The 26,801-nt window shown below is 40.0% G+C and carries 20 protein-coding genes; 2 read left to right on the top strand and 18 right to left on the bottom strand.

What is annotated here, in order from left to right; translation table 11 throughout:
- Positions 1-50 precede the first annotated feature (50 nt).
- From JSQ81_RS16835 to JSQ81_RS16805, 7 genes are all read right to left on the bottom strand, one after another.
- Complete coding sequence (locus tag JSQ81_RS16835) at positions 51-1,517, bottom strand: CoA-acylating methylmalonate-semialdehyde dehydrogenase (RefSeq protein WP_212605157.1); 1,467 nt, start codon at positions 1,515-1,517, stop codon at positions 51-53.
- A 19-nt stretch (positions 1,518-1,536) separates the two neighbouring features.
- Entirely contained in the window at positions 1,537-2,541 is a 1,005-nt protein-coding gene (gene iolC, locus JSQ81_RS16830) for a 5-dehydro-2-deoxygluconokinase (RefSeq protein ID WP_212605156.1), read from the bottom strand.
- A gap of 235 nt (positions 2,542-2,776) precedes the next feature.
- Positions 2,777-3,766, bottom strand: a complete 990-nt coding sequence (locus tag JSQ81_RS16825) for a LacI family DNA-binding transcriptional regulator (protein ID WP_212605155.1) — start codon at positions 3,764-3,766, stop codon at positions 2,777-2,779.
- 66 nt (positions 3,767-3,832) lie between these two features.
- Positions 3,833-4,909, bottom strand: a complete 1,077-nt coding sequence (locus tag JSQ81_RS16820; RefSeq protein ID WP_212605154.1) for a Gfo/Idh/MocA family oxidoreductase — start codon at positions 4,907-4,909, stop codon at positions 3,833-3,835.
- 4 nt (positions 4,910-4,913) lie between these two features.
- Positions 4,914-5,810 carry a myo-inosose-2 dehydratase gene (gene iolE / locus JSQ81_RS16815; protein ID WP_212605153.1) on the bottom strand — a complete coding sequence of 299 codons (897 nt, stop codon included), beginning with the start codon at positions 5,808-5,810 and terminating at the stop codon, positions 4,914-4,916.
- A gap of 122 nt (positions 5,811-5,932) precedes the next feature.
- Positions 5,933-6,961 (bottom strand): inositol 2-dehydrogenase, encoded by a 1,029-nt coding sequence (gene iolG, locus JSQ81_RS16810; RefSeq protein WP_212605152.1) that lies wholly within the window; start codon positions 6,959-6,961, stop codon positions 5,933-5,935.
- Positions 6,962-6,968: 7 nt separating this feature from the next.
- Positions 6,969-8,735: a solute:sodium symporter family transporter gene (locus JSQ81_RS16805; protein ID WP_212605151.1), complete on the bottom strand. Its 1,767-nt coding sequence runs from the start codon at positions 8,733-8,735 to the stop codon at positions 6,969-6,971.
- An 845-nt stretch (positions 8,736-9,580) separates the two neighbouring features.
- On the opposite strand from JSQ81_RS16805, the gene JSQ81_RS16800 reads away from it, so the two are divergent.
- On the top strand, positions 9,581-10,009 hold the full coding sequence (locus JSQ81_RS16800; protein ID WP_212605150.1) for a hypothetical protein: 429 nt from the start codon (positions 9,581-9,583) through the stop codon (positions 10,007-10,009).
- Positions 10,010-10,028: 19 nt separating this feature from the next.
- Here the strand turns inward: JSQ81_RS16800 and JSQ81_RS16795 are convergent, their stop codons facing one another.
- From JSQ81_RS16795 to JSQ81_RS16745, 11 genes are all read right to left on the bottom strand, one after another.
- Complete coding sequence (locus JSQ81_RS16795; RefSeq protein WP_212605149.1) at positions 10,029-11,216, bottom strand: amidohydrolase; 1,188 nt, start codon at positions 11,214-11,216, stop codon at positions 10,029-10,031.
- 332 nt (positions 11,217-11,548) lie between these two features.
- A complete protein-coding gene (locus tag JSQ81_RS16790; protein ID WP_212605148.1) occupies positions 11,549-12,133 on the bottom strand; it encodes a GNAT family N-acetyltransferase in 585 nt (194 codons plus the stop codon).
- Between the two features lie 329 nt (positions 12,134-12,462).
- Complete coding sequence (locus JSQ81_RS16785; RefSeq protein WP_212605147.1) at positions 12,463-13,104, bottom strand: HD domain-containing protein; 642 nt, start codon at positions 13,102-13,104, stop codon at positions 12,463-12,465.
- Between the two features lie 332 nt (positions 13,105-13,436).
- Positions 13,437-14,930 carry a glycerol kinase GlpK gene (glpK, locus tag JSQ81_RS16780; protein WP_212605146.1) on the bottom strand — a complete coding sequence of 498 codons (1,494 nt, stop codon included), beginning with the start codon at positions 14,928-14,930 and terminating at the stop codon, positions 13,437-13,439.
- A 28-nt stretch (positions 14,931-14,958) separates the two neighbouring features.
- On the bottom strand, positions 14,959-15,786 hold the full coding sequence (locus tag JSQ81_RS16775) for an MIP/aquaporin family protein (RefSeq protein ID WP_212605145.1): 828 nt from the start codon (positions 15,784-15,786) through the stop codon (positions 14,959-14,961).
- A 167-nt stretch (positions 15,787-15,953) separates the two neighbouring features.
- A complete protein-coding gene (locus JSQ81_RS16770) occupies positions 15,954-16,505 on the bottom strand; it encodes a glycerol-3-phosphate responsive antiterminator (RefSeq protein ID WP_212605144.1) in 552 nt (183 codons plus the stop codon).
- Between the two features lie 111 nt (positions 16,506-16,616).
- Positions 16,617-18,260 (bottom strand): glycerol-3-phosphate dehydrogenase/oxidase, encoded by a 1,644-nt coding sequence (locus JSQ81_RS16765; RefSeq protein WP_212605143.1) that lies wholly within the window; start codon positions 18,258-18,260, stop codon positions 16,617-16,619.
- Between the two features lie 439 nt (positions 18,261-18,699).
- Entirely contained in the window at positions 18,700-20,358 is a 1,659-nt protein-coding gene (locus JSQ81_RS16760; protein WP_249336567.1) for a M4 family metallopeptidase, read from the bottom strand.
- A 205-nt stretch (positions 20,359-20,563) separates the two neighbouring features.
- Positions 20,564-22,090: a D-alanyl-D-alanine carboxypeptidase/D-alanyl-D-alanine endopeptidase gene (gene dacB / locus JSQ81_RS16755; protein WP_212605142.1), complete on the bottom strand. Its 1,527-nt coding sequence runs from the start codon at positions 22,088-22,090 to the stop codon at positions 20,564-20,566.
- Positions 22,091-22,331: 241 nt separating this feature from the next.
- Positions 22,332-23,747, bottom strand: a complete 1,416-nt coding sequence (locus JSQ81_RS16750) for a M20/M25/M40 family metallo-hydrolase (protein WP_212605141.1) — start codon at positions 23,745-23,747, stop codon at positions 22,332-22,334.
- A 19-nt stretch (positions 23,748-23,766) separates the two neighbouring features.
- Entirely contained in the window at positions 23,767-25,110 is a 1,344-nt protein-coding gene (locus JSQ81_RS16745; RefSeq protein WP_212605140.1) for a M20/M25/M40 family metallo-hydrolase, read from the bottom strand.
- Positions 25,111-25,703: 593 nt separating this feature from the next.
- Between JSQ81_RS16745 and JSQ81_RS16740 the strand changes: the two genes are divergently transcribed.
- Positions 25,704-26,633 (top strand): bile acid:sodium symporter family protein, encoded by a 930-nt coding sequence (locus JSQ81_RS16740; protein ID WP_212605139.1) that lies wholly within the window; start codon positions 25,704-25,706, stop codon positions 26,631-26,633.
- Positions 26,634-26,801: the final 168 nt, after the last annotated feature.

The raw sequence follows: 26,801 nt of genomic DNA, 5'->3' as shown, positions 1-26,801 counted from the left end.
GAAGTCGGAGAGGTTACGCACACCATCTCCTCTTCCTTTTTACAACTATTTTATTTCATGTATCGCGCTGTAACCATTTTCTTTCTTGTATAAAACTCAACGCCATCTTTACCATTTGCATGAAGATCACCATAAAACGAGTCTTTATAGCCCGAGAATGGGAAAAATGCCATAGGTGCTGGAACTCCAAGGTTGATACCGAGCATTCCTGCATCAATCGTTTCCCGGAATTGACGAATATCTGCTGCACTATCAGTATATAAGCAAGCACCATTTGCAAATGGTGAAGCATTTGCAACCTCTATTCCTTCTGCTAAATCTTTAACTCGTACAATAGAAAGGACTGGAGCGAAAACTTCATCTTGCCAAATTTTCATTTCTCGTGTCACATTGTCAAAGATTGTAGGTCCTACAAAATAACCTTTTCCTTCAACTTCTTTATCTTTGCGACCGTCACGTACCATAGTCGCTCCCTCTTCTACCCCTTTATCAATATAACCAAGCGTTCGGTCTTTATGAGAATCACGGATTACGGGTCCTAGGAATACGCCTTCATCAAGCCCGTTACCTATAATAAGTGCATCTGCCGCCTGTTTGAGTCTTTCAACGAGTTCATCTGCAATAGACTCTTCTACTGCAACAACCGCCGCTGCCATACACCGTTCGCCAGCTGATCCAAAAGCAGCACTTATAATTTGTGTCGTTGTAGCATCTAAGTTGGCATCTGCTAATACGATAGAGTGGTTTTTAGCTCCAGCAAGTGCTTGAACACGCTTTAAATTTGCTGCTCCAGTTTTATACACATATTCAGCAACAGGTTGTGACCCAACAAATGAAACTGCTTTGATTTTTTTATGTTCAAGAATTCCATTAACAACATCATGTGCACCATGCACAAGATTCAAAACGCCTTTTGGTAGACCAGCTTCTGTAAATAATTCAATCAGACGATTCGCAAGAAGTGGTGTACGTTCCGATGGTTTTAGGATAAATGTATTTCCGCATGCAATCGCAAGTGGGAACATCCAAGCAGGCACCATCATCGGGAAGTTAAATGGTGTAATTCCACCGACTATCCCAACTGGGTATCGATACATTCCTGATTCGATTCCTGTTGCAATATCAGGCAATTGTTCACCCATCATAAGCGTTGGCACACCTGCTGCAAATTCAACACATTCGATACCGCGCAGTACTTCGCCGTGTGCTTCTGCAAAACTTTTACCATTTTCAATAGTGATTAGTTTTGCTAACTCATCCCAGTTTTCGACGAGCAGCTGTTGATATTTAAATAAAATACGAGCACGACGCGGTACTGCGGTTTTTGACCAAGTTTTAAATGCTTCATCTGCGGCTTCGACTGCACGTTCAAGATCTTCTTTTGTTGAAAGAGGTACTTCAGCTAATTCCTCTCCTGTTGCTGGATTTACAACAATTTCACTTTTATCTGTAAGTGAATCAACCCATTCTCCACCAATATAGTTTTTCAAACGTTCTATTTTTGTTGTTGTTGTCATTTTATCATTCTCTCCCTTTTTATTGGACCGGTTCATAAACTCCAGTTGCTATATGATGTGTTAACTCTTCTTTTGTTGGCATTGCGTCGGAACAACTATGACGTGAAATAACAATGGAAGCTGATGCACTTCCCATCTTCATCGCCTCCGAAACTTCTTTTCCATTCATCAAACCAAAAATAAATGAGGATGCGTATGAATCACCTGCACCAAATGTTTTCAAGACGTTTGTTCGGAAAATTCCACTACGATGGGAATCCCCATTTTTCGTATATGCAATAGAACCATCACCACCGTGTTTAATAACGACAATTTCTGCTTTATATGAAAACCACCGCGATGCTGTATAATGATCATCCGATTCTTCTATATTTAATAGCTTTTCCATCATGTCGAATTCTTCACGAGTACCGATTAGTACGTCGCACTTTTCAGCAGCTAGATTATAATACACAGCAGTTTCCGCTTCATCTACCCATGTGTATGGTCTATAATCAAGATCGAAAAATACAGTAACATCGTGTTTCACTGCATATTCAAGTGCTAAAAAAACTGCTTCCCTAGATGGACTTTGCGCAAGAGCCGTTCCCGAAATTAGAAGCGCTTTCGATTGTTTAATATATTCCTCGTTAACTTCCGACGGATGTAGTTTTAAATCTGCGACATTATCACGGTACATTAGGATACTGCAATCTTCTGGACTTTTAATTTCCGTAAATGTTAGTCCCGTAACCGCACCTGTATTATCAATCGTAATTCCATTTGTATCAATATTGTTCTCTTCCAAATACCCTGTAATAAAACGGCCCATTTGATCATCCGCTACTTTACCAATAAAACCAGCTTTTTGACCAAGTCGGGCAGTACCAATAGCAATATTAGCGGGTGATCCGCCAACATACTTTGTAAATGTACTAGTCTCTTCCATTGGACGATTTGTCTCATTTGCATTCAAATCTATGCAAAGCCTACCTACCGCAATCAGATCTAGTGACCGATCCGATGCAAATTTAAGTGGATTCAAAGTTAGTTCCTCCTTCGCAATGATAAAACATTTAATAAAACATGCATTTCTTAATGTTCTTAATTGAAAACGCTCTCAAGCTTCCAAGGTAAGCGCTTAACTAATTTAAGTATAAAAGTATATCCTTTAAGTGTCAAATAATTCTCTCACTCAAAAGTGATTTTTAAAGCTTATTCTCCCTGTAAAATATACACTTTATCAGGGAGCAAGATTTTCTTCTTCTATTAACCGCTACTTACTTAGTCGTCCCACGTACGATTAATTCTGGAGGAAACAAAACACTTTCTGTTGTCAAGTCTTCCCCTTTAATTTCAGCTATAATAATATCAACTACTTTTCTTCCCATATCAGATATAGGCTGGGCAACCGTAGTTAAAGCGGGCACAGTCGTTGTTGCGAGAATCGTATCATCAAACCCGATGACGGATAATTGCATCGGCACATTAATCCCTATTTCTTTTGCACCTTGAATGACACCAATTGCTATCAAATCATTACATGCAAATATAGCTGTAGGTGTTTGACCTTTATTTACAATTTCTAAAAATGTCTTTCTACCATTTTCAACTAAAGCTGTTGTTTTATAAATATTTTCTTCCGAACAGGTTAAGCCGTGAGCCACATGGGCTTCCCGATAACCGTAAATTCGCATACTGCTACTATTCGCATGCTCAGCAATAATGACAATATTTTCATGTCCAGCCGATATCAGATAGGAAGTCGCTTCATATCCACCCTTAAAATCATCTACTGAAACAGACGGCGCATTTAGACCTACATTATCATGGGTTAACATGACAAGTGGGACGCCATTTGATTTTAATTCATTTAGCAGACTTTTATCTTGAAAGGTGGATGCAACAATAAATCCATCTACTTGTTTCCTTTGCAATAAATCAAGGTATTTTGCTTCTTTTTCCGGATTGTAGTCTGTGCTACAAATGATGACACTCATACCATTTTCATGAGCGCGGTCTTCAATTGTTCTGGCCAGTTCAGAAAAAAATGGATTCGATATATCCGGAACTAACAATCCGAGCGTTTCAGTACCTTTCCCGGTTAAAGCGGATGCCATCATACTTGGTCGATAATTTAACCGTTTCATCGCATCTTTTACTCGCTGTCGGGTTGAGTCGCGCATATTTCCGGAGTTGTTAATTACTTTTGATACAGTTGCAATTGATACTTTTGATTCCTTAGCTACATCATAAATTGTTGGTCTCATGTAAATGGCCTCGTTTCTATTTATAGATGCATCCAATAGAAGGTATATAGTTTAATTTTTTTTATTTTAAGTTAGAAGTAACGGAGTATCTTCCGCTTTTTCGTTAAGTTGAATTGAAAGATCTTGAACATTTACCAAATTACCAGTTTCAAAGGATGCCTTACAAGCATACCCTAAAAGTGTCGACTCAACACCATCATTCACATTAACAGAAGGTTTTCGGTCTTCCAAAATACAATTAATAAACTCTTCTACTTCACTCAAATAAGCTTGTTCAAATCGTTCTAAAAACCCGTCATAACACTCCTGAACTACCCCAGTCTCATTCATTACGACAACTTGATTACGTTCTGGAATCGTTCCTATCCGAAGACTTCCTTTCGTCCCGATGATTTCAGTTTCAATATGATAGCCGTGTGCACTATTTCGCCCTGCAACAAAAATTCCAATTGCATTATTTTCGAAACGAACCATTGCAGCACCAGTTTCAGCATCATTAAGTTCATCAAATTCTGACCTAGAGTAACTTCCGCCAATTGCCCATGCTTCTTTTGCTTCCGTCCCTAAATACCAGCGGGCCAAATCAAAATCATGAATTGACATATCAAGGAATAATCCTCCGCTATAGTTGGCTTTTGCAAATTTCAGGAAGTTATCCATTTGAGCAGCAGGATCTAGTCCATAACAACGGATAAACATTGGTTCACCTATGTCACCGTTATCAATTTTCTTTTTCGCGGCCATGTAAGAACGGTCATAACGACGCATGAATCCTAACATAAACACTTGGTTTGGATGAGCGCTTACCGCTTCCTGTACTTCTATTGCTTCTTCCATATATAGTCCCAATGGTTTTTCACTAAATACATGAAATCCAGCAGTAAGTGCCTGTTTGATCTGCTCACAGTGAAAACCTGAAGGTGAGGCAATGAAAATAGCGTCAAGTTCTTTGTTTTCAAGCATTTCATTATAGCTTGTATAGCCATATGGAATATTCCATTGTTTTTGAACTTCGTCGACTTCTTCCTTCAACACACTGCATACAGCCGTCAATTCACAATTAGGAATTCGAAATGCAATATTTTCTGCATGCTGACGTCCTAATCGTCCAAGTCCTACAATTCCTACTTTAATCTTCTTCACTGTTTTACACCCCTGCCGTCTTCTTAAGATAATTTCTAGCCATTAACGCGTATTCAAATGGATTCGCGACTGCTGGATCTTGTTCTGCTTCAACAATCATCCATCCTTCATAGCCTAATTCCGCTAAAACTTGGAATATTGGTTTGAAATTGATAATCCCATCTCCTGGAACTGTAAAAACTCCTTTTTTTACCCCTTGTAGAAAGCTTAATTGTTCATTTTTAACTTTATCAAAAATCGGTAATCGAACATCTTTTAAATGAACATGCTTAATTCGAGAGAAATGTTTTTCAAGGACCTCTATTGGATTTTCTCCAGAAAGGTAAAGATGTCCAGTATCAAAAAGTAAATAAACAAGTTTCGGATCAGTAATATCCATTAAATGATTAATTTCTTCGGTCGTTTGCACACCCGTGCCCATGTGATGATGAAAAACAATTTTCATATCTTTTTCCTGTGCCAATTCACCAAGCCGATTTAATCCTTTGGCAAGAACATTCCAATCTTCTTCTGTAAAAATAGGCTTTTCAATAAATAATGGTGTATTTTCCTGTCCCTGAATGCTATGACCTTGTTCGGAAACGACGATTACTTTAGCACCCATTTCGTGCAGGAAGTTACGATGTTCTAAAAATGCGTTTTCTGTTTCTTCAAATGGCTTAGTCGTAATAAATGCACTAAACCAAGCACTAGCAATTTCCATTCCACGTAATTCCAACGCCTTTTTCAATGTCGAAATAGTACGAGGGTATTTATTGCCCACTTCGGATCCGGTAAATCCTGCAAGTGCCATCTCACTAATGCATTGTTCAAAAGTGTTTTTTCCACCAAGTTCGGGCAAATCATCGTTCGTCCAACCGATTGGGGCAATTCCAAGCTTTACTTTATTTTCATCAAACAAAAACAACCACCCCTTTCACAATTGATATATAGTAGTTTGAATTACAAGGCTAAAAGGAGTTAAGCGCTTAACTTGTATAACTGTAGTTTACATTTATTAATTTTATTTTGCAACAATTACTTTCACACTATAGTCTGTTTCGGAATCATTTCGGATAGGGAAACGGAGCGCCCTTCTTTATGAGATATTTGTGCAGCAAGCGCAATTAGTTCAGCTTTAATACCATCTTCTCCAGTACAACTAATTGGTTGATCTTCTAAAATTGCAGTAGCGAATTCATTGATTTCTTCTATAAATGCATCTTTATAGCGATCAAGGAAAAAATGTTTAGGATGATCAATCGAAACCGATTCTTTCGTTGAAAGTTGGACATTCGTATAACGTTCGTTTTCAGCGGAAACTACTCCCTCGTTACCGAATACTTCTATTCTTTGATCGTATCCATAAACTGCTTGACGGCTATTATCAATGACACCTAGGGACCCATCTGCAAAAGTTAGTGTAATAATTGCCGTATCCACATCGTTATATCGCGCGAACTTTGGATCTATTAAATTTGCTGCTTTTACGGAAACTTCAACGACTTCATTTCCCGAGAGATAACGAATCATATCAAAATCATGAATCGTCATGTCCATAAACATTCCACCTGAATGTTCAATATAGTTTTCAGAGGGTGCTTCTGGATCACGAGAAGTGATTTTTATTATATGAGGCGTGCCGACTTTCCCAGCACGGACGATGTCAAAAACTTTTCTGAAGTGCTTATCAAAGCGTCGATTAAAGCCAATTTGAAATTTCACGTTAGCTTCTCGAACGACTTCAAGTGCTTTTTCCGTTTCCTTTATATTGAAACTAATTGGTTTTTCACAAAAAATATGCTTTCCCGACTTTGCAATTTCCGTTATAAGACGCACATGCGTACTTGTCGGCGTGCAAATAAAAATCGCATCGATTTCCGGGTCTTCTGTCAAGTCTTCCCAGCGATTCGTAATAACTGGGACGTACTGTTCGAAATTTGTCCCTTTTAAATGTTCAATTGCTACATCTGCTATCGCTTTTAAATGAAATTTAGTTGATCCTAATATATTATTCGCATGGAGTTGACCAATTCGTCCCGCTCCAATAATGCCTACCGTTACTTTATTCATGATTTTCTTATCCCTCTTCTTTCACTAATTTTTTAGTTGGTCCATATGGTGATATTTTAGGATCCAATGGTGATGTCGGGGGATCCAATTTTCGATTCGTACTTCTCCAAAACCAAAATAGGGCGCCTAATAATAGAATACTGCCTACCATAAAGATTAATGAAATTGGGGAATATTCAAGCTCTACTTTTCCTACGCCAATCGGAGAGAAGAATGCATAAACCCCAATCATTAATGCGATAATTAAACCTGAAAAAGCTTTTGCATGTTTCCATGGCTTTAGATCTACTTTGTTTGAATTATAAAGTTCAAATGGCGTTTCCCTAGGTTTTAATCTTCCGATAATTAACATTACAAATATGTTAATAGGGAATAATACAGTTAATACGTAAAGGAAATTCACGTGACCAAGAATTAGTTTCGATAAGGCATAAAGGATAACGTGCACAACAATCGCAACTTTCGGAGCGTTTGCAGGAACTCGTTTGCTGAAAAATCCTACCATGACCATCGCAATGATTGGCAAACTATAAAAGCCATTCATCTCTTGTAAATAATAGAAGAGACCCGATGGAGCAAAGATTATGAACGGTGCGATAACTACTGAAATAGTTGCTAGTAACGCAGCAAAAACCCTCCCAACTTTTACCAATTCAAACTCTTTTGCATTTGGTCTAAATATTGGACGATAAATATCCAAAGTAAATAATGTGATTGAACTGTTTAGTGCTCCATTAAATGAACTTAATATCGCCCCGAATAATACTGCGGCTATAAATCCAGATAAAGCTAATGGCAAGACATTAATAACGAGTGTCGGAAATGCCATATCCGCATTTGGAAGTGTATTACCATATAATAGGAAAGCAATAATTCCTGGAACTACTAAAAATGTAGCGCCGAATATTTTGAACATCCCGGCAAACAAAACTCCTTTTTGCCCTTCTGCTAAATTTTCAGCACCTAAAGTTCGTTGAATAATCGACTGATTCGTACACCAATAAAACAAGTTATTGAACAATAGGCCAGTTAAAAGCACGGTCCATGGAACCGATGAATTATGGCTACCTATCGCATTTAGTTTAGCCGGATTGGCGGTTAATAACTTATCTATACCATCCATAAAACTTCCTCCACCTAAAACTAATAGTGCCAAAAACGGGATAAGAAGTCCTCCAATAACAAGACCGATACCGTTAATTGTGTCACTAATTGCAGTCGCGCGTAATCCACCAAAAACGACATAACCACAACCAATTGCACCGATCAAAAATGAAACGATTAACACAGTCATAAACGGACTCAGGCTACCAATAGTAGATATCGAAAAAATACTATCAAGTACAAGTGCTCCGGAATATAAAACTGTTGGTAAATAGGCAACCGCATACCCTAGTAAAAACAAAACTGAAACAATTTGTCTCGTTCGTAAATCATACCTTTGTTCAAGAAAATCTGGAATCGTTACAATCCCAGCCTTCAAATAGCGTGGTAAAAAGACAAAGGCCATAAAAATTAATGCGAGTGGCGCAGTTACTTCCCAAGCCATTACCACCATTGATTCACCGAAGGCTTGTCCATTTAGTCCAACCATTTGTTCCGTTGATAAATTGGTCAAGATGAGCGAACTTGCAATAACGATTCCTGTTAAACTTCTTCCCCCAAGGAAATATCCATCCGTACTCGACATATCCGTTCCCCGTGTTTTGTACCAAGAAAACCAGGCAACAAAAATTGTATAAGCCAAAAAAGAAAATACGATTACCCAAATCAACTAAATACACCTCTCTATTCTGATTCATAATTTATTCCTATGTAAATCCTAGTGTTTCTTAGCTACTCAAAACTTATCTCCCAAAATTCAAGTCTATGCATTCAATCAACTGTTCATAAAGTAAGCGCTTTCCCAGGCAAGTGAAAAGTTGATGTTTTCAGAATTTAATAGATACAATACGAGACGGTCTTAAACATCCAATAATCATGAATGGACAAGTTGATATTGGGATACTACAGGGTATTATTTATTTATTGGCAATTCAAATTTTCAAGGTAAGCGCTTTCCTTGAGTTTCACTATAATCGATATGTTTTAAAAAAACAAGCCTTTTTAATAAATTATTTTAAATTAATAAACACTTCTTGATATTCTGAGGCTACTGAAAACAATCGTTTTTTAACCTCGTAAGTGAGTCTAGATTTAAAAAAGGTGACATTTCTTTTGAAGTTGACCGCGAACATGACCATCGCGCATCGGCGACTTATTCATCAACCGATCAAAAACAACAAGATATTTTTCAGCACGGTATAAAAATTCCTTTTCTCATCGATAAATGCGCTATTGAAGTAATTCAATCGGAAATTAAGAAAGAGTGAGGGATGGCAAAGAGAAAGAAAAGAAAGGTAAAAAACAAGAAAATAGATGAGGATGGAACACTGTTCCTTTTTTGATGGATCCAGTTTTATTGGCAGGAAATGTAGAGGATTGGTTATACTGGATTCTATGCCATGCTAGCGGCTTCCAATGCGAAAATTATGAATCCCTTGTCGAGTACCCAATTCTCAGCGTTTTGAATTAGTGCCTCTTATTTTGTTTTTTCTCGTTGGTTTCTCGAAGGAGATGTTGTGGTTAATCTTTGTGGCTTCCGCTTTGTTTTTGCATTGCGCATGGTCTAAATCCCAATGTAAGTATTTAGGATTGATCAATATCGCGGAAGTCGGTATTTTATTCGTGTATATGCTTTATGCGACAAATGGTCTTTGGCTGTCAATTGGTTATCATATTATATGGAGTTATTTTCAAGGTAATGTTTTTGGATTTGCGATAAGCGGTACTACTCCAAATGAAAACTACAGCGTAGAGTTGGCTGCGGGACGTGATTGGTTGACGGGTGGTGCGTTAGGGTTGGAAGGCGGGTTAATGGCGACGTTGCTTATTTTGGTGGGGTTTGTTGCTACTAGGGTTTATTTTAAATGGAGGTGTAAAGAGATGAATGATTATAAATTAAATAGAAGTCAGCCGAATATTGATATGGCTGACTTCTATTTTTAATATGCAGATTCGTTATCACTTATTCCATACCAACATAGCTACAAACAACATGCCCAACCGATTTCGCCGAAACAAGCAAAGCATCCTCATCAATATCAAACTTTGGATGATGATTGAAATAAGCTTTTTCCACACCCTTTGGTTTACAACCGATATAAAAGAATACGCCTGGGATTTTCTCCAAATAATACGAGAAATCTTCTGATCCTGAGAACTTTGGATATTCAACGACATTTGTAATGGTTGGATCATTGGCTTTATTCAGGATCGAAGCGACTTCCGCTGTGACATCCGGATCATTATACAACGGTGGATAATCTGATAAATATGTCAACTCGCATTTCACACCAAATTCTTGCTCGACGCCGCCAATGATGCGACGGATTTCCTTTTCGATGAGATTTTCGGTTTTTTCATTCATATAGCGGACATCGCCTTCAATCTCGATGCTGTCTTTTATGATGTTAAAGGTTCCTTTTCCGTCGAATGAACCGATTGTGACAACGCCCATTTCAAATGGGTTTAATCGGCGACTAACGACGGTTTGGACAGCGGTCACAAAATGAGCGCCAGCTACGATTGGATCATTCGCGTTTTGCGGTGAGGAACCGTGGCCGCCAGTTCCTTGCACGATTAATTTGAAATACGATCTTCCTGCCATTGAATAGCCGCCCCGGTAACCTACAGTTCCAACAGGATCCGTTGGGAATAAATGCGTTCCAAAAACAGCATCCAGGTCGTCTAGAATGCCCGACTCAACGATACTTTTTGCTCCGCCTGGCGGGACTTCTTCCGCATGTTGATGAATGATTTTAATCGTCCCGGCAATCGATGATTTCAATTGAATGAGGCAATCTGCAAGGATAAGCATATAGGCGGTATGCCCGTCGTGACCGCATGCATGCATGACCCCTTCACTTTTCGATTTGAACGGGACATCTGTTTCTTCGTGAATTGGCAACGCATCGAAATCCGCTCGCAGTCCGATTACTTTTCCGGGGTTATCTCCTTTAATCGTCACGATAATCCCGTAGCCATTCCCTACATTTGTTTGGACATCCACATCTTTTTCTTTATAAAAGTCCGCAATATATTGAGCCGTTTTTGCTTCTTTAAACGATAGTTCTGGGTTTTCATGTAAATGCCGACGAATTTGGATCATCTCGTCTTTTCGGTTCTCAAGCATGGTCATTAACTTTTCTTTCATCGTTAATTCCTCCTCTTTGTTAAGCATCTCCTGAATCTGATATTACCATTTTAGGTTATATAAATATGTACCCCGCAGTTCACTCGGTTAAAACTGAATCTGCAGCGTGAATGGATAGCAGATGGTTAATAGGTACCTGTTAATAGGTACCTGTGCAAGGTGCAATTATGACTATTCACGGTTTCGGATAAAAAACCAAGGGGATATCGACAAAGTGTTATACAGTCGATATCCCCTTTTCACTTTATACAATTGTAGTGTATTGTCAAAATAGTTTCTTGCACAGGTACCTAGCACACGCTTTTCGGATTTTTCGGAGTTGCTTGATTGCGTCATTTCTTTTTGCGAAAAGGTTCTAAGATGTTTTTCTTCTGTTCAGTCTTAAAAGTAAGAACTTCATCGGTCGGGTCGTATTGATCGCCGTAAAATGTCTGATCCTTATATGTGTGGATTTCTTCGTATGTCGTTTTCATCGCTTCGTAAACCGTTTCTTCATCGGCATCTGTCGGTGACCAGTAAAGGATTTCCATATCGTTGTGCTCACCCGTCGCCAATGACCTTCTTCTGTAACCGATCCTGTTGGCATGGTGAAATTGCTCGCGTGCGTAGAAACGCAGCCTTTTTTCGGAATCAGTATCTTCATAGTCGATCGGTTCCACTTCAAGGATAATCGGTTTCCCTTTCTCTTTCAAGGAAGCAAGCAGTTTTTTGCCGATGCCGGAGCCGCGGGATTTTTCGGAGACATATAAATAATCGACGAAGATAAATGTTTCTGTTTCCACATACATCAGTACGTGATAAGGTCCTTCTTCCTTGCAATAAATATTTTTCTTGTCATTCAAAAGAGCGTCCATATGTTCCTTGGACTTCATTTCTTCAATCGGGAAATATTCGCTGAGCTTGTCATACCAATTCATTTTTTGTTTCTCCTCCATGGGTATGTGTACCAAACTTTTGTTTTGGGGATAGAAAGGGTAAAAAAGGCGATGACCATATGCTTCAATTATTTTCATCTATTCGCAAACAATCAAAGAAGAGGAAAAAGAGGTCAGAAAAATCCTCAAAACTATTTTTCCCTATATATATAGTATTAAACATGTGGATTTATTCATAAGATATATTCGTAAAGAATTTGTATTTAAAATGAACGTCTAAAGCCGCTGTTATGTTCAATAGACAGATAGAAAGACAGATAACTGTAGGGATATCGATAAAGGGTTTTATCGTCAGTATCCCCTTCTCGCATTTACCCCTCATGCTCCTCGATTATCCGCTTTGCAATGCCGGCTAACTCGCTATGTTCAGTGAATCGTTCATCCAGCATATCGGCGAGTATATTTTCCAGGAAGTATTTTACACAATTCATATCTTGAAACAGAAGGATTGTCCTTAACGCTTCTTCATATATTTCTAAAAACAATGGCTCCGGATTTTCCTTTTGAATCTCGCCGAATGCTTCATAAAGCAAATCGATTTTATCTGCAACGGATAAAATGCGGCCTTCCAATGTGTCATCTTTACCTTCTTTAAACCGCTCTAAATAAATGTCTTGAAACTCAGATGGCAGTTCTTTCTCTACAAACTTTCTTGTCATCTCCTCCTCTACTTCACTGAATAATTGCTTCAATTCTTTCGAAGCATATTTTACAGGCGTCTTTATATCTCCTGTAAAAAGTTCCGCGTAATCGTGGTTCAAAGCCTTTTCATAGAGGATTCTCCAATCCACTTTCTGTCCAGATTCCTCTTCGACTGTCCCAAGGAACTGAGCAATTTTTGCCACCTTAAATGAATGACTAGCGACAGAATGCTCCTGAAATTTGAATTTTCCTGGACAACGAATAATTTGTTCTAAATCAGATAAGCTTTTAAAATATTGATGTACACCCACAACATTCATCACCTTTCTATGTTTTTGGGGATTCATTCCATATACAGCGTTGCCTAATATTACATTCCCTAATCCATGGGAAAAGGTACCGGAAAAGGTACCTGTGCAAGGCCCAATTATGACTATTCATGGTTTCGGATTAAAATTCAAATAAAATCCGACAAAGTGAATGGTTATCGGGTTACCTTTATCAGGTTATGCAATTGTAGTGTATTGTCACAATAGTTTCTTGCACAGGTACCGAAAAAATACCGAAAAAAGACATTGAAAGACAGAAAAAAGTTCTCTGTGCACAATGAAGGCATGAGAACTTTTTCTTGTTTTAATTTATATTATTTAAAAGCAATTGCGGCTTTTACTGCTTTTTGCCAACCTGTGTATAACTGGTCGCGCTCACTTTGTTCCATGTTTGGTTCAAAGGAACGATCTAGATGCCAGTGTGTTGCGATTTCGGAACGATCTTTCCAGAATCCTACTGCCAAGCCTGCTAAGTAAGCGGCGCCAAGTGCAGTTGTTTCATTAATGAGTGGACGTTCAACAGGCACGTTGACTAAATCTGATTGAAATTGCATTAGGAAATTATTTGCGACCGCACCGCCGTCGACTCGTAATTTCTTTAAGGTAATCCCGGAGTCTGACTCCATTGCGTCGAGTACGTCTTTCGTTTGGTAAGCAAGCGATTCTAGCGTTGCGCGGATAAAATGTTCTTTTTCTGTTCCGCGTGTTAATCCGAATACGGCTCCTCTCACATCACTATCCCAGTAAGGTGTGCCTAGACCAACAAAGGCAGGAACAACGTATACCCCTTCAGTCGATGCCACTTTTTCCGCGTACGCTTCACTTTCGGAGGAATTACGCAACATCCGAAGACCATCACGCAACCATTGAATCGAGGACCCCGCCACAAAGATACTGCCTTCTAGCGCATACTCCACTTTCCCATCAATCCCCCACGCAATCGTCGTTAGCAGTCCGTTATTTGACTTCACGGCTTTTTCACCCGTATTCATCAGCATGAAACAACCTGTGCCGTACGTGTTTTTCACCATGCCACTTTCAAAACAAGCTTGTCCAAACAATGCAGCTTGCTGATCTCCAGCGATTCCTGCAATTGGTGTTGATTGGCCAAAGAAATGAACATCATCTGTATATCCATAAATTTCCGAAGATGATTTTACTTCTGGAAGCATCGATGCTGGAACGCCCAAAATATCAAGCAGTTCTTCATCCCATTTTAATTCATAAATATTATACATGAGCGTTCTTGACGCATTTGAATAGTCTGTTACATGTGTTTTCCCACCGGACAACTTCCAAATGAGCCATGTATCAATTGTACCGAAAAGGAGGTCACCACGATCTGCTTTTTCTCTTGCACCTTCTACATTGTCTAAAATCCATTTCACTTTTGTGCCTGAAAAGTAAGCATCAATTAGCAAACCTGTCTTATCTCGGAACAAATCATTGTAACCGCTTTCTTTCAACTCTTCACAAATTTCAGCAGTTTGTCGAGATTGCCAAACGATTGCATTATAAACAGGATTTCCTGTTGTTTTATCCCAAACTACAGCTGTTTCACGCTGATTTGTAATGCCGATTCCAGCGATTTGCTCAGTTGTTATATTTTTTTCTGATATTACCTCTGCCATGACAGCTAAAATCGAGCTCCAAATTTCATGTGGATTATGTTCAACCCAACCGGATTGTGGAAAGTACTGCGGGAATTCTCGTTGTGCGGAATGAAAGATTTTCCCTTCTTTATCAAATAAAATTGCCCGTGAACTCGTTGTTCCTTGGTCCAATGCTAAAATATAGTTTTCAGTCATGTCTATTCCCCATTTCATTTTATATTTATTAAACTTCAATACTATCAGTCGTGGTTTGTTTAGACTCTACTTGACGTACCGAATATTGTGCGCCAAGTAATACTGCTAGGACAATAGCGCCTACAATCCAGAACGCAATACTATTTTTCCCTTCAAAAACTTGTTGATAAAATAATGCCCCGAACGAACCGCCAATAACTGGACCGACAACCGGAATCCATGCATAACTCCAATTCGATTTCCCTTTCCCTGGTATTGGTAAAAAGAAATGTGCAATTCGCGGGCCTAGGTCACGAGCCGGGTTAATGGCATATCCCGTAGGTCCACCGAGAGACATACCAATTGCAATGATGAGCGCACCTACGATTAATGGATTTAATCCTTCCGTGAATTCATTCGCACCGATGGATAATATTCCAAGTAGTAAAGCGAACGTCCCAATAATCTCGCTTGTTAGATTTGAAAGCGGATGGGGAATTGCGGCGATTGTCGAAAATACCGCCAACTTAGCATCCTTGTCCTCTGTTTCTTTCCAATGAGGTAAGTAGTGAAAATAAATAATTGTGGCACCAATAATCGCACCAATCATCTGCGCAAATACATACATCGGTACATCTGCCCATGGAAATTCACCTATTGAAGCCAAACCAATTGTCACCGCAGGATTTAAATGGGCACCGCTTACATGACCCACTGCGTAAACACCCATGGCAACTGCGAGACCCCAACCAATCGTAATGACAATCCAACCAGCGCCTTCTGCTTTCGACTTTTTTAGGACGACACCGCCGACGACACCAGCACCGAAAATAATTAAGATCATCGTTCCTACAAGTTCTCCTAAAAATGCTGTCATCTCTTCTCCTCCTCGTGATAGCTATGTCATGATATAAGTTTCGATTAAAAAAAGTCCACACTTAAAACCTTGCATAGCGCAAGATTTAAGTGTGGACTCCTCGACTCAACCACGTGATATTAACCTAAAGAAAGCATAGCACTCTAAAAATAGTCTGTCAAACTATTTTAATATAATTCCCATAACTCTTTATCTGATGTTGTAACAGCGACTGCTCCGGCAGCCAAAGCCTCTTGCACATGAGTCTGCGTTCGGATTAAACCACCATTAATAATAGGAATACCCGTCTGCTCATGAACTTCGTGAATCAGTTCTGGAATTACACCTGGTAACATTTCAATATAATCTGGTTGTGTTGTTTCAATAAGCGAATAACTCTTTTCAAGTGCAATGGTGTCCAATAAAAACATCCGCTGAATCGCAATAATTCCTTTAGCCTTTGCTCTCATAAGCATGTTGGAGCGGGTAGAAATGATGCCCGCGGGTTCAATATCATTACATAGGAAATCAGCCGCGTAGTTATCTGTTTTCAACCCTTGAATTAAATCTGCATGAATAATGAGCTTCTTATTGTGTCTACTCGCTTCTTGTTCAAGTGTTTTTAAATTGCTAATATGAACTTCTAATAATACAATGTACTCAAATTTACATTGTAATAATTGTTCAAATTGCTTTAAAGTCCTTGCTGCTGGTAACACCTTTTGCTGTCGAAATGGCATATTAGCCGATTCTCCTTTCGCAATTTTGCAAGAAGATTTATGTGTAAAACGAAATAATGGAGATGCCTTCGCTGAATAAAACTTGAATATTCATATAACCCGGTTAGCTTATTATAACACAGTCGTTGCTCTTTTTATTTCCACTTCAAGTTCTTCAGTGTACTGTGTTCGCTCTTCTACCGACCACCCAAAAATTGTTGACATCTCTTCAATGACTTGTGCTTTCCATGATTTCACTTGATCGATATTGAAAAACATATCACCCGTTCTTCGAATAAAGAAATCGACTGGTTTGGTTGCCATTTCATAATTGATTGCATAAAGTAATTGCCCATATAAGATATGCGGCAGTTCAGAATGGCCTTCTTCTCTATATGCATATACATGATTGACATTCGTTCCATATAGTACCGCAAGTTTGCGGCTCTCTTCTTCAGAAAGTCCGATTCTTTGACCCTCATCTATTTTTTTCTTAAGGAATATTTTCATATTTGCAGAACCGCCCATATCTCCTCCAGAGATCGGCAGTTTCTTAGTGATACATCGTTTAAATTGAATGTTTTCTTCTTCGGCCAATCTTTTCGTTACTTTATCAACGACTGTTTCGGCCATTTTACGATACCCTGTTAATTTTCCGCCAGCCATCGTAATAAGCCCACTTTCTGATTCCCAAATCTCATCTTTTCTTGAAATCTCTGAAGGACTTTTTCCCTCCTGGTGAACAAGAGGTCGAACACCTGCCCAACTAGATTCGATATGTTGTTCTGTCAATGTTAATTCGGGGAACATATAGTGAATTGCATCCAATAAATAGTCGCGATCCGATGCTGATATTTGCATTACTTTTGGATCACCTTCGTAAAATGTATCCGTTGTACCTACATATGTTTTGCCGTCTCTTGGTACCGCAAAAATCATCCGCTTATCTGGTGTGTCGAAATAGACGGCTTGATGGAGCGGGAAATCGTTTTGGTCAAAAACAAGATGGACGCCTTTTGATAATATTAAATGCTTGTTACTTTTTCCGCCTTCAATTCCCTTTACCTCATCCACCCATGGTCCCGCAGCGTTAATAACTGTTTTCGCTTTAATTTCGATATTTTTACCAGTGAGTTGATCTACAACTTCTACGCCAGCAATCTTCTCTTGATTGTTATAAATAAATCCCTGTGCCTTCGCGTAATTCGCAAGCGTTGCACCTTTTTCAGCCGCAGACTTAATCACTTCAATCGTTAAACGAGCGTCATCAGTACGGTATTCAACGTACACGCCGCCCCCTAACAAACCCTCTCTTTTTACGAGTGGTGCTTTTTCAATTGTCTCTTCCGTCGTTAGCATCGTTCGTCTCTCAGACTTTTTAACACCTGCAAGGAAGTCATACACTTTTAATCCGAGTGATGTCGAGAATCTACCAAATGTGCCGCCTTTATGAAACGGTAACAGCATCCACTCCGGTGTCGTCACATGAGGTCCATTTTCATATACAATCGCACGTTCTTTCCCGAGTTCAGCAACTTCTTTTATTTGAAATTGTTTTAAATAGCGAAGTCCGCCGTGTACAAGTTTCGTAGAGCGACTTGACGTTCCAGAAGCAAAATCCTGCATTTCAACAAGTGCAGTTTTCAGCCCGCGCGTTGTTGCATCTAATGCGATACCAGCTCCCGTAATCCCACCGCCAATTACAAGTAAGTCGAATTCCTCTTCTGCTAAATGTTGAAATGTTTGTGCTCTATCTAATGATGAAAACTTTGTCATTTTATGAATCCCCTTCCATTTATAAGAAAAAACCAACAAAAAGAGACCTCAATGAAGACAATTGCTGTGCGCAATTGTTTCACGAGGTCTCTCATAAACTCAAACCAGAAATATTAACTTGCACTTAGTATAACCCACTCTTTGAAAAACTTCAAGAATCAGAGCTTCAAAAAGGTAGCTTAAAAAGGTACCTGTGCATGGTCCAATTATGACTATTTACGGTTTTGGATAAAAATTCAAAATTAATCCGACAAGTGCTTATATAATCGGGTTCCTTCCATTAGATTATGCAATTGTAGTGTATTGTCAAAATAGTTTCTTGCACAGGTACCTAAAAAGGGTTACCTAAAAAGGCTTACCTAAAAAGTGTACCTGAAAAAAATCACTAAAAAAGCGAGCCCCACCGGTTAAGGTAGGGCTCGCTCTTTATGCTATTGGTTTATTCGTAAATGCCTACTTGATCAAATCCGTTTGCGATTTCTTGTGCTTCGGTGCTTTCTTCTCCGTATAAATCTTCAGCTGATTGAATGATTGCTATACGTGCGTCGCTGAAATTTGATGTTGGTGTTAAATAGGTTACTAGCGCGCGGTAATAGATTTGGCCGAGTGCATGCCTTCCGATTTCTTGCGCTTGAAGATAGGCAGCATGGTTAATGATTGAAGAATTGACATGGACGCCGCCGTTGTCTAAGTTTCTTGGTAAATCATAAAATTCATCCATATGGGAAGGGTACATGCCGTCGCCATTGCCATAAGGAATATAGTCAACTTTCACTGGAAATTGGCTAGGATTACTTAGACTGCGCAGTGCATGTCTACCATCTGCGATTGCCCCTGGCCCCATTATCATTTCGCCTAGCTCCCAGTTTGCGTCATCAATCAGCGCGCCGAAAATATCCGCATAAGCTTCATTCAATGCCCCAGGTTCAAAACGGTATTGCATATTTGCAGTATTGGTAATGACGCCATGTGTCATTTCGTGCGCAGCTACGTCTAGACCTGCAGATAATGGAACCATGAAGTCGCCATCGCCATTTCCGTATACCATTTCGCGGCCGGTCCAAAAGGCGTTATTGTAATTGGTCCCATAGTTTACATACGAAACAATCGGCATTCCTTTATCATCTAGAGAATTTCGGTCATGCTCATTCAAGTAATACTCATAGACAATCTCGGAATTAAAATGCGCATCTACTGCTGGACGATGGTACTCATTTTTCCATGAAGCACTATTATTCTGAGCAATCTCGCCTGTATTCCAATCAAAAGTAAAGATGCCTTCTAATCCTTCATGTGATTCGTCTGAAAGGAAAAATTGCGTCCCTTGATTAGGATGCTTGATTTTAGTTGAATGCAAATCTCGATGCTCGCCCCAATAGCCCGTTCCCACACTTTCGTGGAATTCTCCCTCTGTTGCATGGGCGATTGTATTATATTGATCAATCACTTTTCCATTTTTGGCATCGACAAAAACAAACCAGTTTCCTGGATTATCGCCTAGGAATGTAACATTCACTTTATAGGCTAGACTATTTTCCCCTTCAAACGGATAAATGACGAGCTCTGACTCAGGCGCGTATTCCGTTTCGGCTGGTGCATGAACGGATGACTTCGCAGCTTCGACTGCCTTGTCAACATTGATAGCAGGTTTGGTATCAATCGTACCTACATCCAATTCCGGGTGATGGTTTCCATTTACCGAGACGAGCTCATTCTTGACGTTATAATGCACAATGACTTCTGCACCTTCAACACGCACGCCGTTTTTGGTTTGATTGAAACGGACATGGGTCATTCCTAGGTCATCTGTTTGTACATCTTTGACCTTAAGGTTTTCCTCAGCATTCAGAATACCATATGTTTGTGTGTTTTTTTGCAAATGATCCAATGCATTGGCAGCATTACTGCCTGGATGCTTCACAGCAAATTTCTCTTTTACAAAAAGAGGCACATTGCCATTTTCATTCCAGCTTTTCTCAAATGAAACGGAATCGGCTATAGGTGCATTTGAAACCGCTCCTGCTTCGCCCATAGAAAAGGAGCCCAGTAATAGCGCGGTCGACAAAACGGCTGTTGCAACATATTTTTTCTTCTTCAATATTATCCCTCCATCATTTTTTAGTATTCGTAAACGGTACCTGTGCAAGGTCCAATTATGACTATTCGCGGTTTTGCATTATAATTCAAAATAAATCTGACCGTTGTTGAGATAACTGGGTTTCCTCTATCAGTTATGCAATTGTAGTGTATTGTCAAAATAGTTTCTTGCACAGGTACCTAAAAATTTAAAAAACTTTACCCCTTTATTCCTCAAATTCATGTTTTGCAAGTACTGTTGCGATCGCATCTTCTATTGATGTTAGAGAGGAGCCGAGGTAATTGTTAATCATAATTGAGAAGACTAATTTCTCTCCATCTTTAGATGTTACGTATCCTGATAGGCTAGTCACACCGGTTATTGAACCAGTTTTTGCAGTTACGTTCCCCTTCGTCGGTTCCTGGGTCATACGGTTTCGTAATGTCCCACCAACTAATCGTTCAGGTTCTCCTGCTATTGGCAAGGATCTTTTAAAGGAAGGGAACCAACTTTTCTCCTGAGCATTATTTAGCATTTTTGTAAACTCTGTGGCAGGAATCAATGTTTTATGTGACATTCCTGAGCCATCGCGAAGCAAGATTGTATCACCTTTAACGCCTAAATCTGTTGTCACTTTATGAATGACTTGGAGGCCTTCTTTCCAGCTTCCCTTGTCATGGACAACTCTCCCCATTTCTTTTGTTAACGTTTCTCCAAGACCATTATTACTCAGTTTCATAAATGGAATAAGAAGATTCTTAAGTTCAATAGACTTCCGTGAAGTGAGTAACGTAGCGTCTGTTGGCGTAACCCCTGCAGCCACTTTTGAGTTGCCAATGAGCTCTATGCCATTCTCTTCAAATGATTTTTTAAACACATCAATCGCGTACATTGTCGGTTCCCACACTGCAACCCAGGATCTTGAGTTTGTGCCGTTTAATGGCATTGTGCCTTGAACGACAATGTTATTTGATCCATGTTCTCGTTCTATTGAAATACTCTTTGCCTGACCTGCCGGAACCATTTTTGTTTTGTTGATAATCGTGACATAATCTGTTTCCGGTGACAGTGTTACTTGCGCATTTTCTCCAGGCTTTTCGGAAGGACTTACTTCCACAATGACAGTTCCTGAATCATAGTCCTCGTTCGGCGAAAGCGTTAACGCGGAAACCTGCGCGCCAGTATAGTAGGGTTCGTCATTCCAGTTTAAATCCATCGATAAGCGAACGTCATCGTACCAGCTATCATCACCTATCAAATTCCCCTTAATTTTATGAATACCTTGATCCTTCAAATCAATCGCAAGTTGATCAAGATCTTCCTTCAATAAAGTTGGATCTCCTTTACCCTTCATGTAGACATTACCTTGAAGCACTTTTCCTGTAAGCGTCCCATCTGTCAATATTTCTGTCGTAAATTGATAATCTTCTCCAAGTGTCTCAAGCGCCGCTGCACTTGTTAGCAACTTCATATTCGATGCGGGATGTAAGCGAATATCGCCGTACTGCTCGAATAATTCTTCACCTAATTCATTTCTGACACTAACTCCAGCTATTGCCCCATCCAAACGCTTGTCGCTTAAAATAGCCTGAAGTTTTTCACTCAATGATGCGGATTCATCAAATTGATTTGTTGTCACTTCTTCGGATGCATTTGCAGTGGAAAAGTTGTTCTGTCCAACTATTGGTGAAAAGGCTAACACTACAATTAAGAACGCTAATAATAGGCTCTTCAGCTTTTTTCCAAATAACATACTTACGTTCACATCCCATTCGCGATATTTGGAGGTACCATTTGGAGGTACCTGTGCACGACCCAATTATGACTATTCACAGTTTCGTATAAAAACTCAAAAAAGCTTTTTTGAAACAAAGACATTACCACATTTCCTCTACTAGGTTATGCAATTGTAGTGTATTGTCAAAATAGTTTCTTGCACAGGTACCTTAAAAACGACCTTAAAAAACTTTTAAAAAACGGTATTTAGTTAAATATCAATCCAATCCTGGCACGTCTTTTCGTACGACATCGAAGAGTCCTGCGCCGATCACTTCTAGTGCAGATTGCATTCTTTCGGAAGAAATATTGTCTTCGATTGTATCTTGTGGCGTGTGATACACTTTTTCAATATGGTAAACGAGCGGATCCCAGCTATCGATTCCCATCCAAATAAACAACGCTGAAGGAATTCCCGCGTTATGGAATGGAACGTGGTCACTAGATCCGAATTTACCTGGTAAAATATCAGAGTTTCCTAGTCTAGCGCCTGCTGCTACAGTAGAATCAGTGACGATATTCGTGCTTCCGTCAACAGTCATTGCGTACAAGTTTCTAGCTTCTTCGTATTTCGTCGCGACCATATCTGGATTGAAAACTGCTTCGATATTATCTCTTTCTTCTTGTGTTAATTGATCCACGTAGTGTCTAGCGCCGAGTAAGCCGCGTTCTTCTGATCCGAAGGCAATGAATTTAAGATCTTTGTCCGTGTTGTATCCTTTGAATACGCGTGCCAACTCGAGCATTAACCCTGTCCCGGACGCGTTATCGTTCGCTCCTGGTGCGCCGACGACACTATCCATATGCGCGCTTAATATGACTTCTTTTCCATTTGCTTTTTTATTCTTTGACTTCTTCGTGCCGATCACGTTTACAGACTCAAGATTTGAATGTTGCTCCGCTGTTAATTCCAAAGCAACGGGCCCTTCTTCAAGCTGTTCTTTCAACCATTCGCCTTGAATGAAAGCCGCACCGAATACTGGAATATCATACGCCTGCGTCAAACTTGGGTTAAACGTAGAACCATAGTTTCCACGGCCCCCAACTACACTTTGCAAAATCACGCCGCTCGCGCCTGCATTCACCGCATTATCTACTTGCAGACGGTAATTCGCAGTTGAACTTTCGCGCGTCATTAAAACGATTTTCCCTTCAGTATCCGCCGGGAAATCACTCGCATCAGTCCCCCCTTCAACAAAAATCACTTCTCCGCTTACAGGATCATTACTTAATGTACCGTTCGGCGCTGCCCCCATTTGCCATGAATCGCCATTCGCAAAAGCGACTTCAGCTATAAATTGATCGGCTACCGGAAAATATTGATATTCCACATCGTACCCATGACTTCTTAACTGGGATGCAACATAATCCGCAGCTTCTTTTTCCGCGTTAAGCCCACCTGGTCGCGGCCCAATCTCTTCTGATAAATACCGAATATGTTCAATCGCCCTTTCGGCGTCAACTCTTTTAATGATTTTCTGGTCTTTAGATGAGTCTTGATTCCCATTGGATGTGTAGCCAATTGGTGTTTCGACAACTTCTGCATACGGTGATGCAAATGGCGATGCGCTTAATACCAACGCACCTGAAAGCGCCAATGTCAGCGCTACTTTTTTAAATTTATTTTTCGTCATGAAATCTTCATTCCTCCTATTAGTTTCGAATCAAGCTATAAACAGAAGCCCCGACAAGATCGCCCGCTTCTTTAAGTCTTTCTGCGCTGATATGTTCAATCGTATCAAGCGGCGTGTGATAATAAGGTTCCAAGTTAGCAGTTCCTGGTTCACGGCGAATAAAATTCACAGCCGCAATTCCAGCATCATGGAATGAAACATGATCGGATGAACCTCTTTGATAAAGAACTAATTCAGAAGGCGTACCGATTCTTTCTGCCGTTGCTGCAGCAGTTTCTGAAACAATATTTGCTTGTCCATCAACCGTATTCATGTAAATTGCGGTCGCATTTTCCCAAGAAGTACCGACCATATCCATATTAAAGTTGGCGAGGCTTCGGTCGATTTCATCTTCAGTCAATTGGCTCACATAGTAACGAGAACCGACTAAGCCGATTTCTTCAGCACCCACAAAAGCGAATCTTAATTCCTTATCGATTGGATAACTTTTTAATACGCGTGCCATTTCCAGTGCCACTGCAGTTCCCGACGCATTATCGCTTGCGCCCGGCGCAAAAGGAACACTGTCAAAATGAGCAGAAACATGTAAAATGTCATGATTTCCACCTTTTTTCGGTGTGCGTTTGGCAATGATATTTTGAGATGTCGCGTTTTCGATAGCGTTAACTTTTAACGTGACAGTTCCATCTTGACTTGCAACATCTTCCAACAACGCTTCCCCGCTCACTTTTGTAATGCCGCCAACTGGCAACGGCGCATTCTCGTTAATAGAAGGATTCAACGGGCCGGCTTGATCGATATTATTATAAATAAGCACGCCTGCCGAACCAGCAGCAATTGCATTTTCCACTTTCACTTGAAATGTTAATTCGCCTCTGGAAATAAGCGCAATTTTTCCTACCGCCTCGTCAGTGAAATCAGCCGCATAACCTAACCCAGCGTCATAAAGCTCAGCGGTCAATCCTTCTTCCGTTGTAGCAGCGGATCCGGACGGAATATTAATGAGCACTTCATCTCCATTGTCAGTTTGCAAATGCCCTACTTTTAAGTCCGGAATACTGAAATCCTGGACCTCAACCTCGTATCCATAAGACAAGAGGCGTTCTTTGATATAATTTGCCGTAAATTTCTCTTCTTCAGTGCCTGCTACGCGAGGGCCAATGGTTTCACTTAAATAATGGACATCCTCGTAAATTCGCTCCATACTGATGCGCGAAATTACTTTTTGATCAAATGCAGCCCCGCTTTGCCCTTTTTCCTGTGCAACGGCTGTCTGTGAAAATTGGATTGGCATAACGTACAAACTCGACACGGCCAACATCATTGAAAGCATGAGTACTTTCAATTTCCCACCTATCTTCATTCATCCTACCTCCCTATCTTTTTTCACTGCATTTGAAGGTATTCCCTTCCGTGGCAATCAAACCCTTCAAGTATTCTGAAAATGAACACTATGTAATAGCGATTTATGATAGAAAAGTACTTAAGAAGTAAATGAAATAGTAAATTAATATAGTTCGTCTAGCGATATAGCTATTTTCGTTCAGTTCTGCTAATTAATTCTGAATAAATATGATTGGAAGGATGACAAGAGACATAGCTTGATGAATCTTTCGGACTAGTGTTTTGAGGAATGGCATAGGATAGTTTTTTATTAGTAGAAAAAAACGCATTTATCTGAATCGGGAGAGAGGTACCGGGAGAGAGGTACCTGTGCACGGTGCAATTATGACTATTCAAAAACACGATTAAATAGCCAAGGGATACTGACAAAACGCTACACAGTCGGTATACCCTTTTCGCTTTATGCAATTGTAGTGTATTGTCGAAATAGTTTCTTGCACAGGTACCTTTTTTCATTTGGGGAATGACATAGGGATAGTTTTTTCATTAGCGGGAACAACCGCGCTTATCTGATTCCACTGTGCTATCATGTTGAAAAAGGAGATGAATAGAATGCAAGGTCTTGTAAAAGTTAGTCAGTTTTTTGGCAAAACATTTGCCATATGGGTGCTTGTCGTTGCAGCACTCGCATTTTTCCTACCAGGTCAATTTCTTTGGATAGGACCATACATATCGATTTTGCTCGGCGTTATTATGTTTGGAATGGGAATGACATTAACGGTGAAAGATTTCGGCGAGGTTTTCCGCCAACCCAAAAGCGTTTTAATCGGCGTCGCGTCCCAATTTATCGTCATGCCGCTTCTGGCGTATGCATTGGCGAAGGGGTTTAATTTGCCAGCAGAAATTGCAATTGGTGTAATCCTCGTCGGATCATGTCCGGGCGGCACAGCGTCGAACGTAATGACATTCCTCGCCAAAGGAAATACAGCACTTTCGGTCGCGGTGACATCCGTTTCTACTTTGCTGGCGCCAATTTTAACACCCGCAATCATTTATGTACTTGCACGCGAATGGTTAGAAGTTTCGGCTGCAAGCATGTTCACGTCTATCATGAAGATTGTGATCTTGCCAATGATTCTTGGGTTAATTGTTCAGTTTTTCTTGAAAGAGCAGGCGAAAAAGAGCGTGGACATCATGCCGCTTGTATCGGTTATTGCCATCGTCATGATTGTTGCAGCGGTCGTTGCAGGGAGCAAAGATAAAATCATCGAATCAGGTTTACTAATTTTTGCAGTCGTTATTCTACATAATGGACTCGGTTATTTGTTCGGATTCCTAATCGCCAAGTTATTCAAACTCGATTATTCCAGTCAAAAAGCAATTTCCATCGAAGTCGGCATGCAAAACTCCGGACTCGGCGCCGCCTTGGCAGCAGCACATTTCAGTCCGATAGCGGCAGTGCCGAGTGCGATATTTAGTTTCTGGCATAATATTTCTGGGCCGTTGTTGGCTACTTATTGGGCAAGGAGGGAGAAGAAGTAAGTTAGTTTTGAGGTACCTGTGCACGGTACAATTATGACTATTCACGACATTGATTAAAAAATCAAAGGGATATCGACAAAGCGTTATACAGTCGATATCCCTTTTTCATTTTATGCAATTGTAGTGTATTATCCGAATAGTTTCTTGCACAGGTACCTTGTTTCTAAT

Origin of the sequence: Sporosarcina sp. Marseille-Q4063 (genome assembly GCF_018309085.1) — a bacterium.
Classification (GTDB): Bacteria; Bacillota; Bacilli; order Bacillales_A; family Planococcaceae; genus Sporosarcina.
The sequence above is the reverse complement of the archived record's forward strand: the minus strand, read 5'-3'. Positions and strand labels throughout refer to the sequence as shown.

Coding starts and splice junctions, on each gene's coding strand:
- JSQ81_RS16835 (WP_212605157.1), bottom strand. CDS start 1,517: ATGACAACAACAACAAAAATAGAACGTTTGAAAAACTATATTGGTGGA.
- JSQ81_RS16825 (WP_212605155.1), bottom strand. CDS start 3,766: ATGAGACCAACAATTTATGATGTAGCTAAGGAATCAAAAGTATCAATT.
- iolG (WP_212605152.1), bottom strand. CDS start 6,961: ATGAATAAAGTAACGGTAGGCATTATTGGAGCGGGACGAATTGGTCAA.
- JSQ81_RS16795 (WP_212605149.1), bottom strand. CDS start 11,216: ATGAAAGAAAAGTTAATGACCATGCTTGAGAACCGAAAAGACGAGATG.
- JSQ81_RS16790 (WP_212605148.1), bottom strand. CDS start 12,133: ATGAATTGGTATGACAAGCTCAGCGAATATTTCCCGATTGAAGAAATG.
- glpK (WP_212605146.1), bottom strand. CDS start 14,930: ATGACTGAAAACTATATTTTAGCATTGGACCAAGGAACAACGAGTTCA.
- JSQ81_RS16775 (WP_212605145.1), bottom strand. CDS start 15,786: ATGACAGCATTTTTAGGAGAACTTGTAGGAACGATGATCTTAATTATT.
- JSQ81_RS16770 (WP_212605144.1), bottom strand. CDS start 16,505: ATGCCATTTCGACAGCAAAAGGTGTTACCAGCAGCAAGGACTTTAAAG.
- JSQ81_RS16765 (WP_212605143.1), bottom strand. CDS start 18,260: ATGACAAAGTTTTCATCATTAGATAGAGCACAAACATTTCAACATTTA.
- dacB (WP_212605142.1), bottom strand. CDS start 22,090: ATGTTATTTGGAAAAAAGCTGAAGAGCCTATTATTAGCGTTCTTAATT.
- JSQ81_RS16750 (WP_212605141.1), bottom strand. CDS start 23,747: ATGACGAAAAATAAATTTAAAAAAGTAGCGCTGACATTGGCGCTTTCA.
- JSQ81_RS16745 (WP_212605140.1), bottom strand. CDS start 25,110: ATGAAGATAGGTGGGAAATTGAAAGTACTCATGCTTTCAATGATGTTG.
- JSQ81_RS16740 (WP_212605139.1), top strand. CDS start 25,704: ATGCAAGGTCTTGTAAAAGTTAGTCAGTTTTTTGGCAAAACATTTGCC.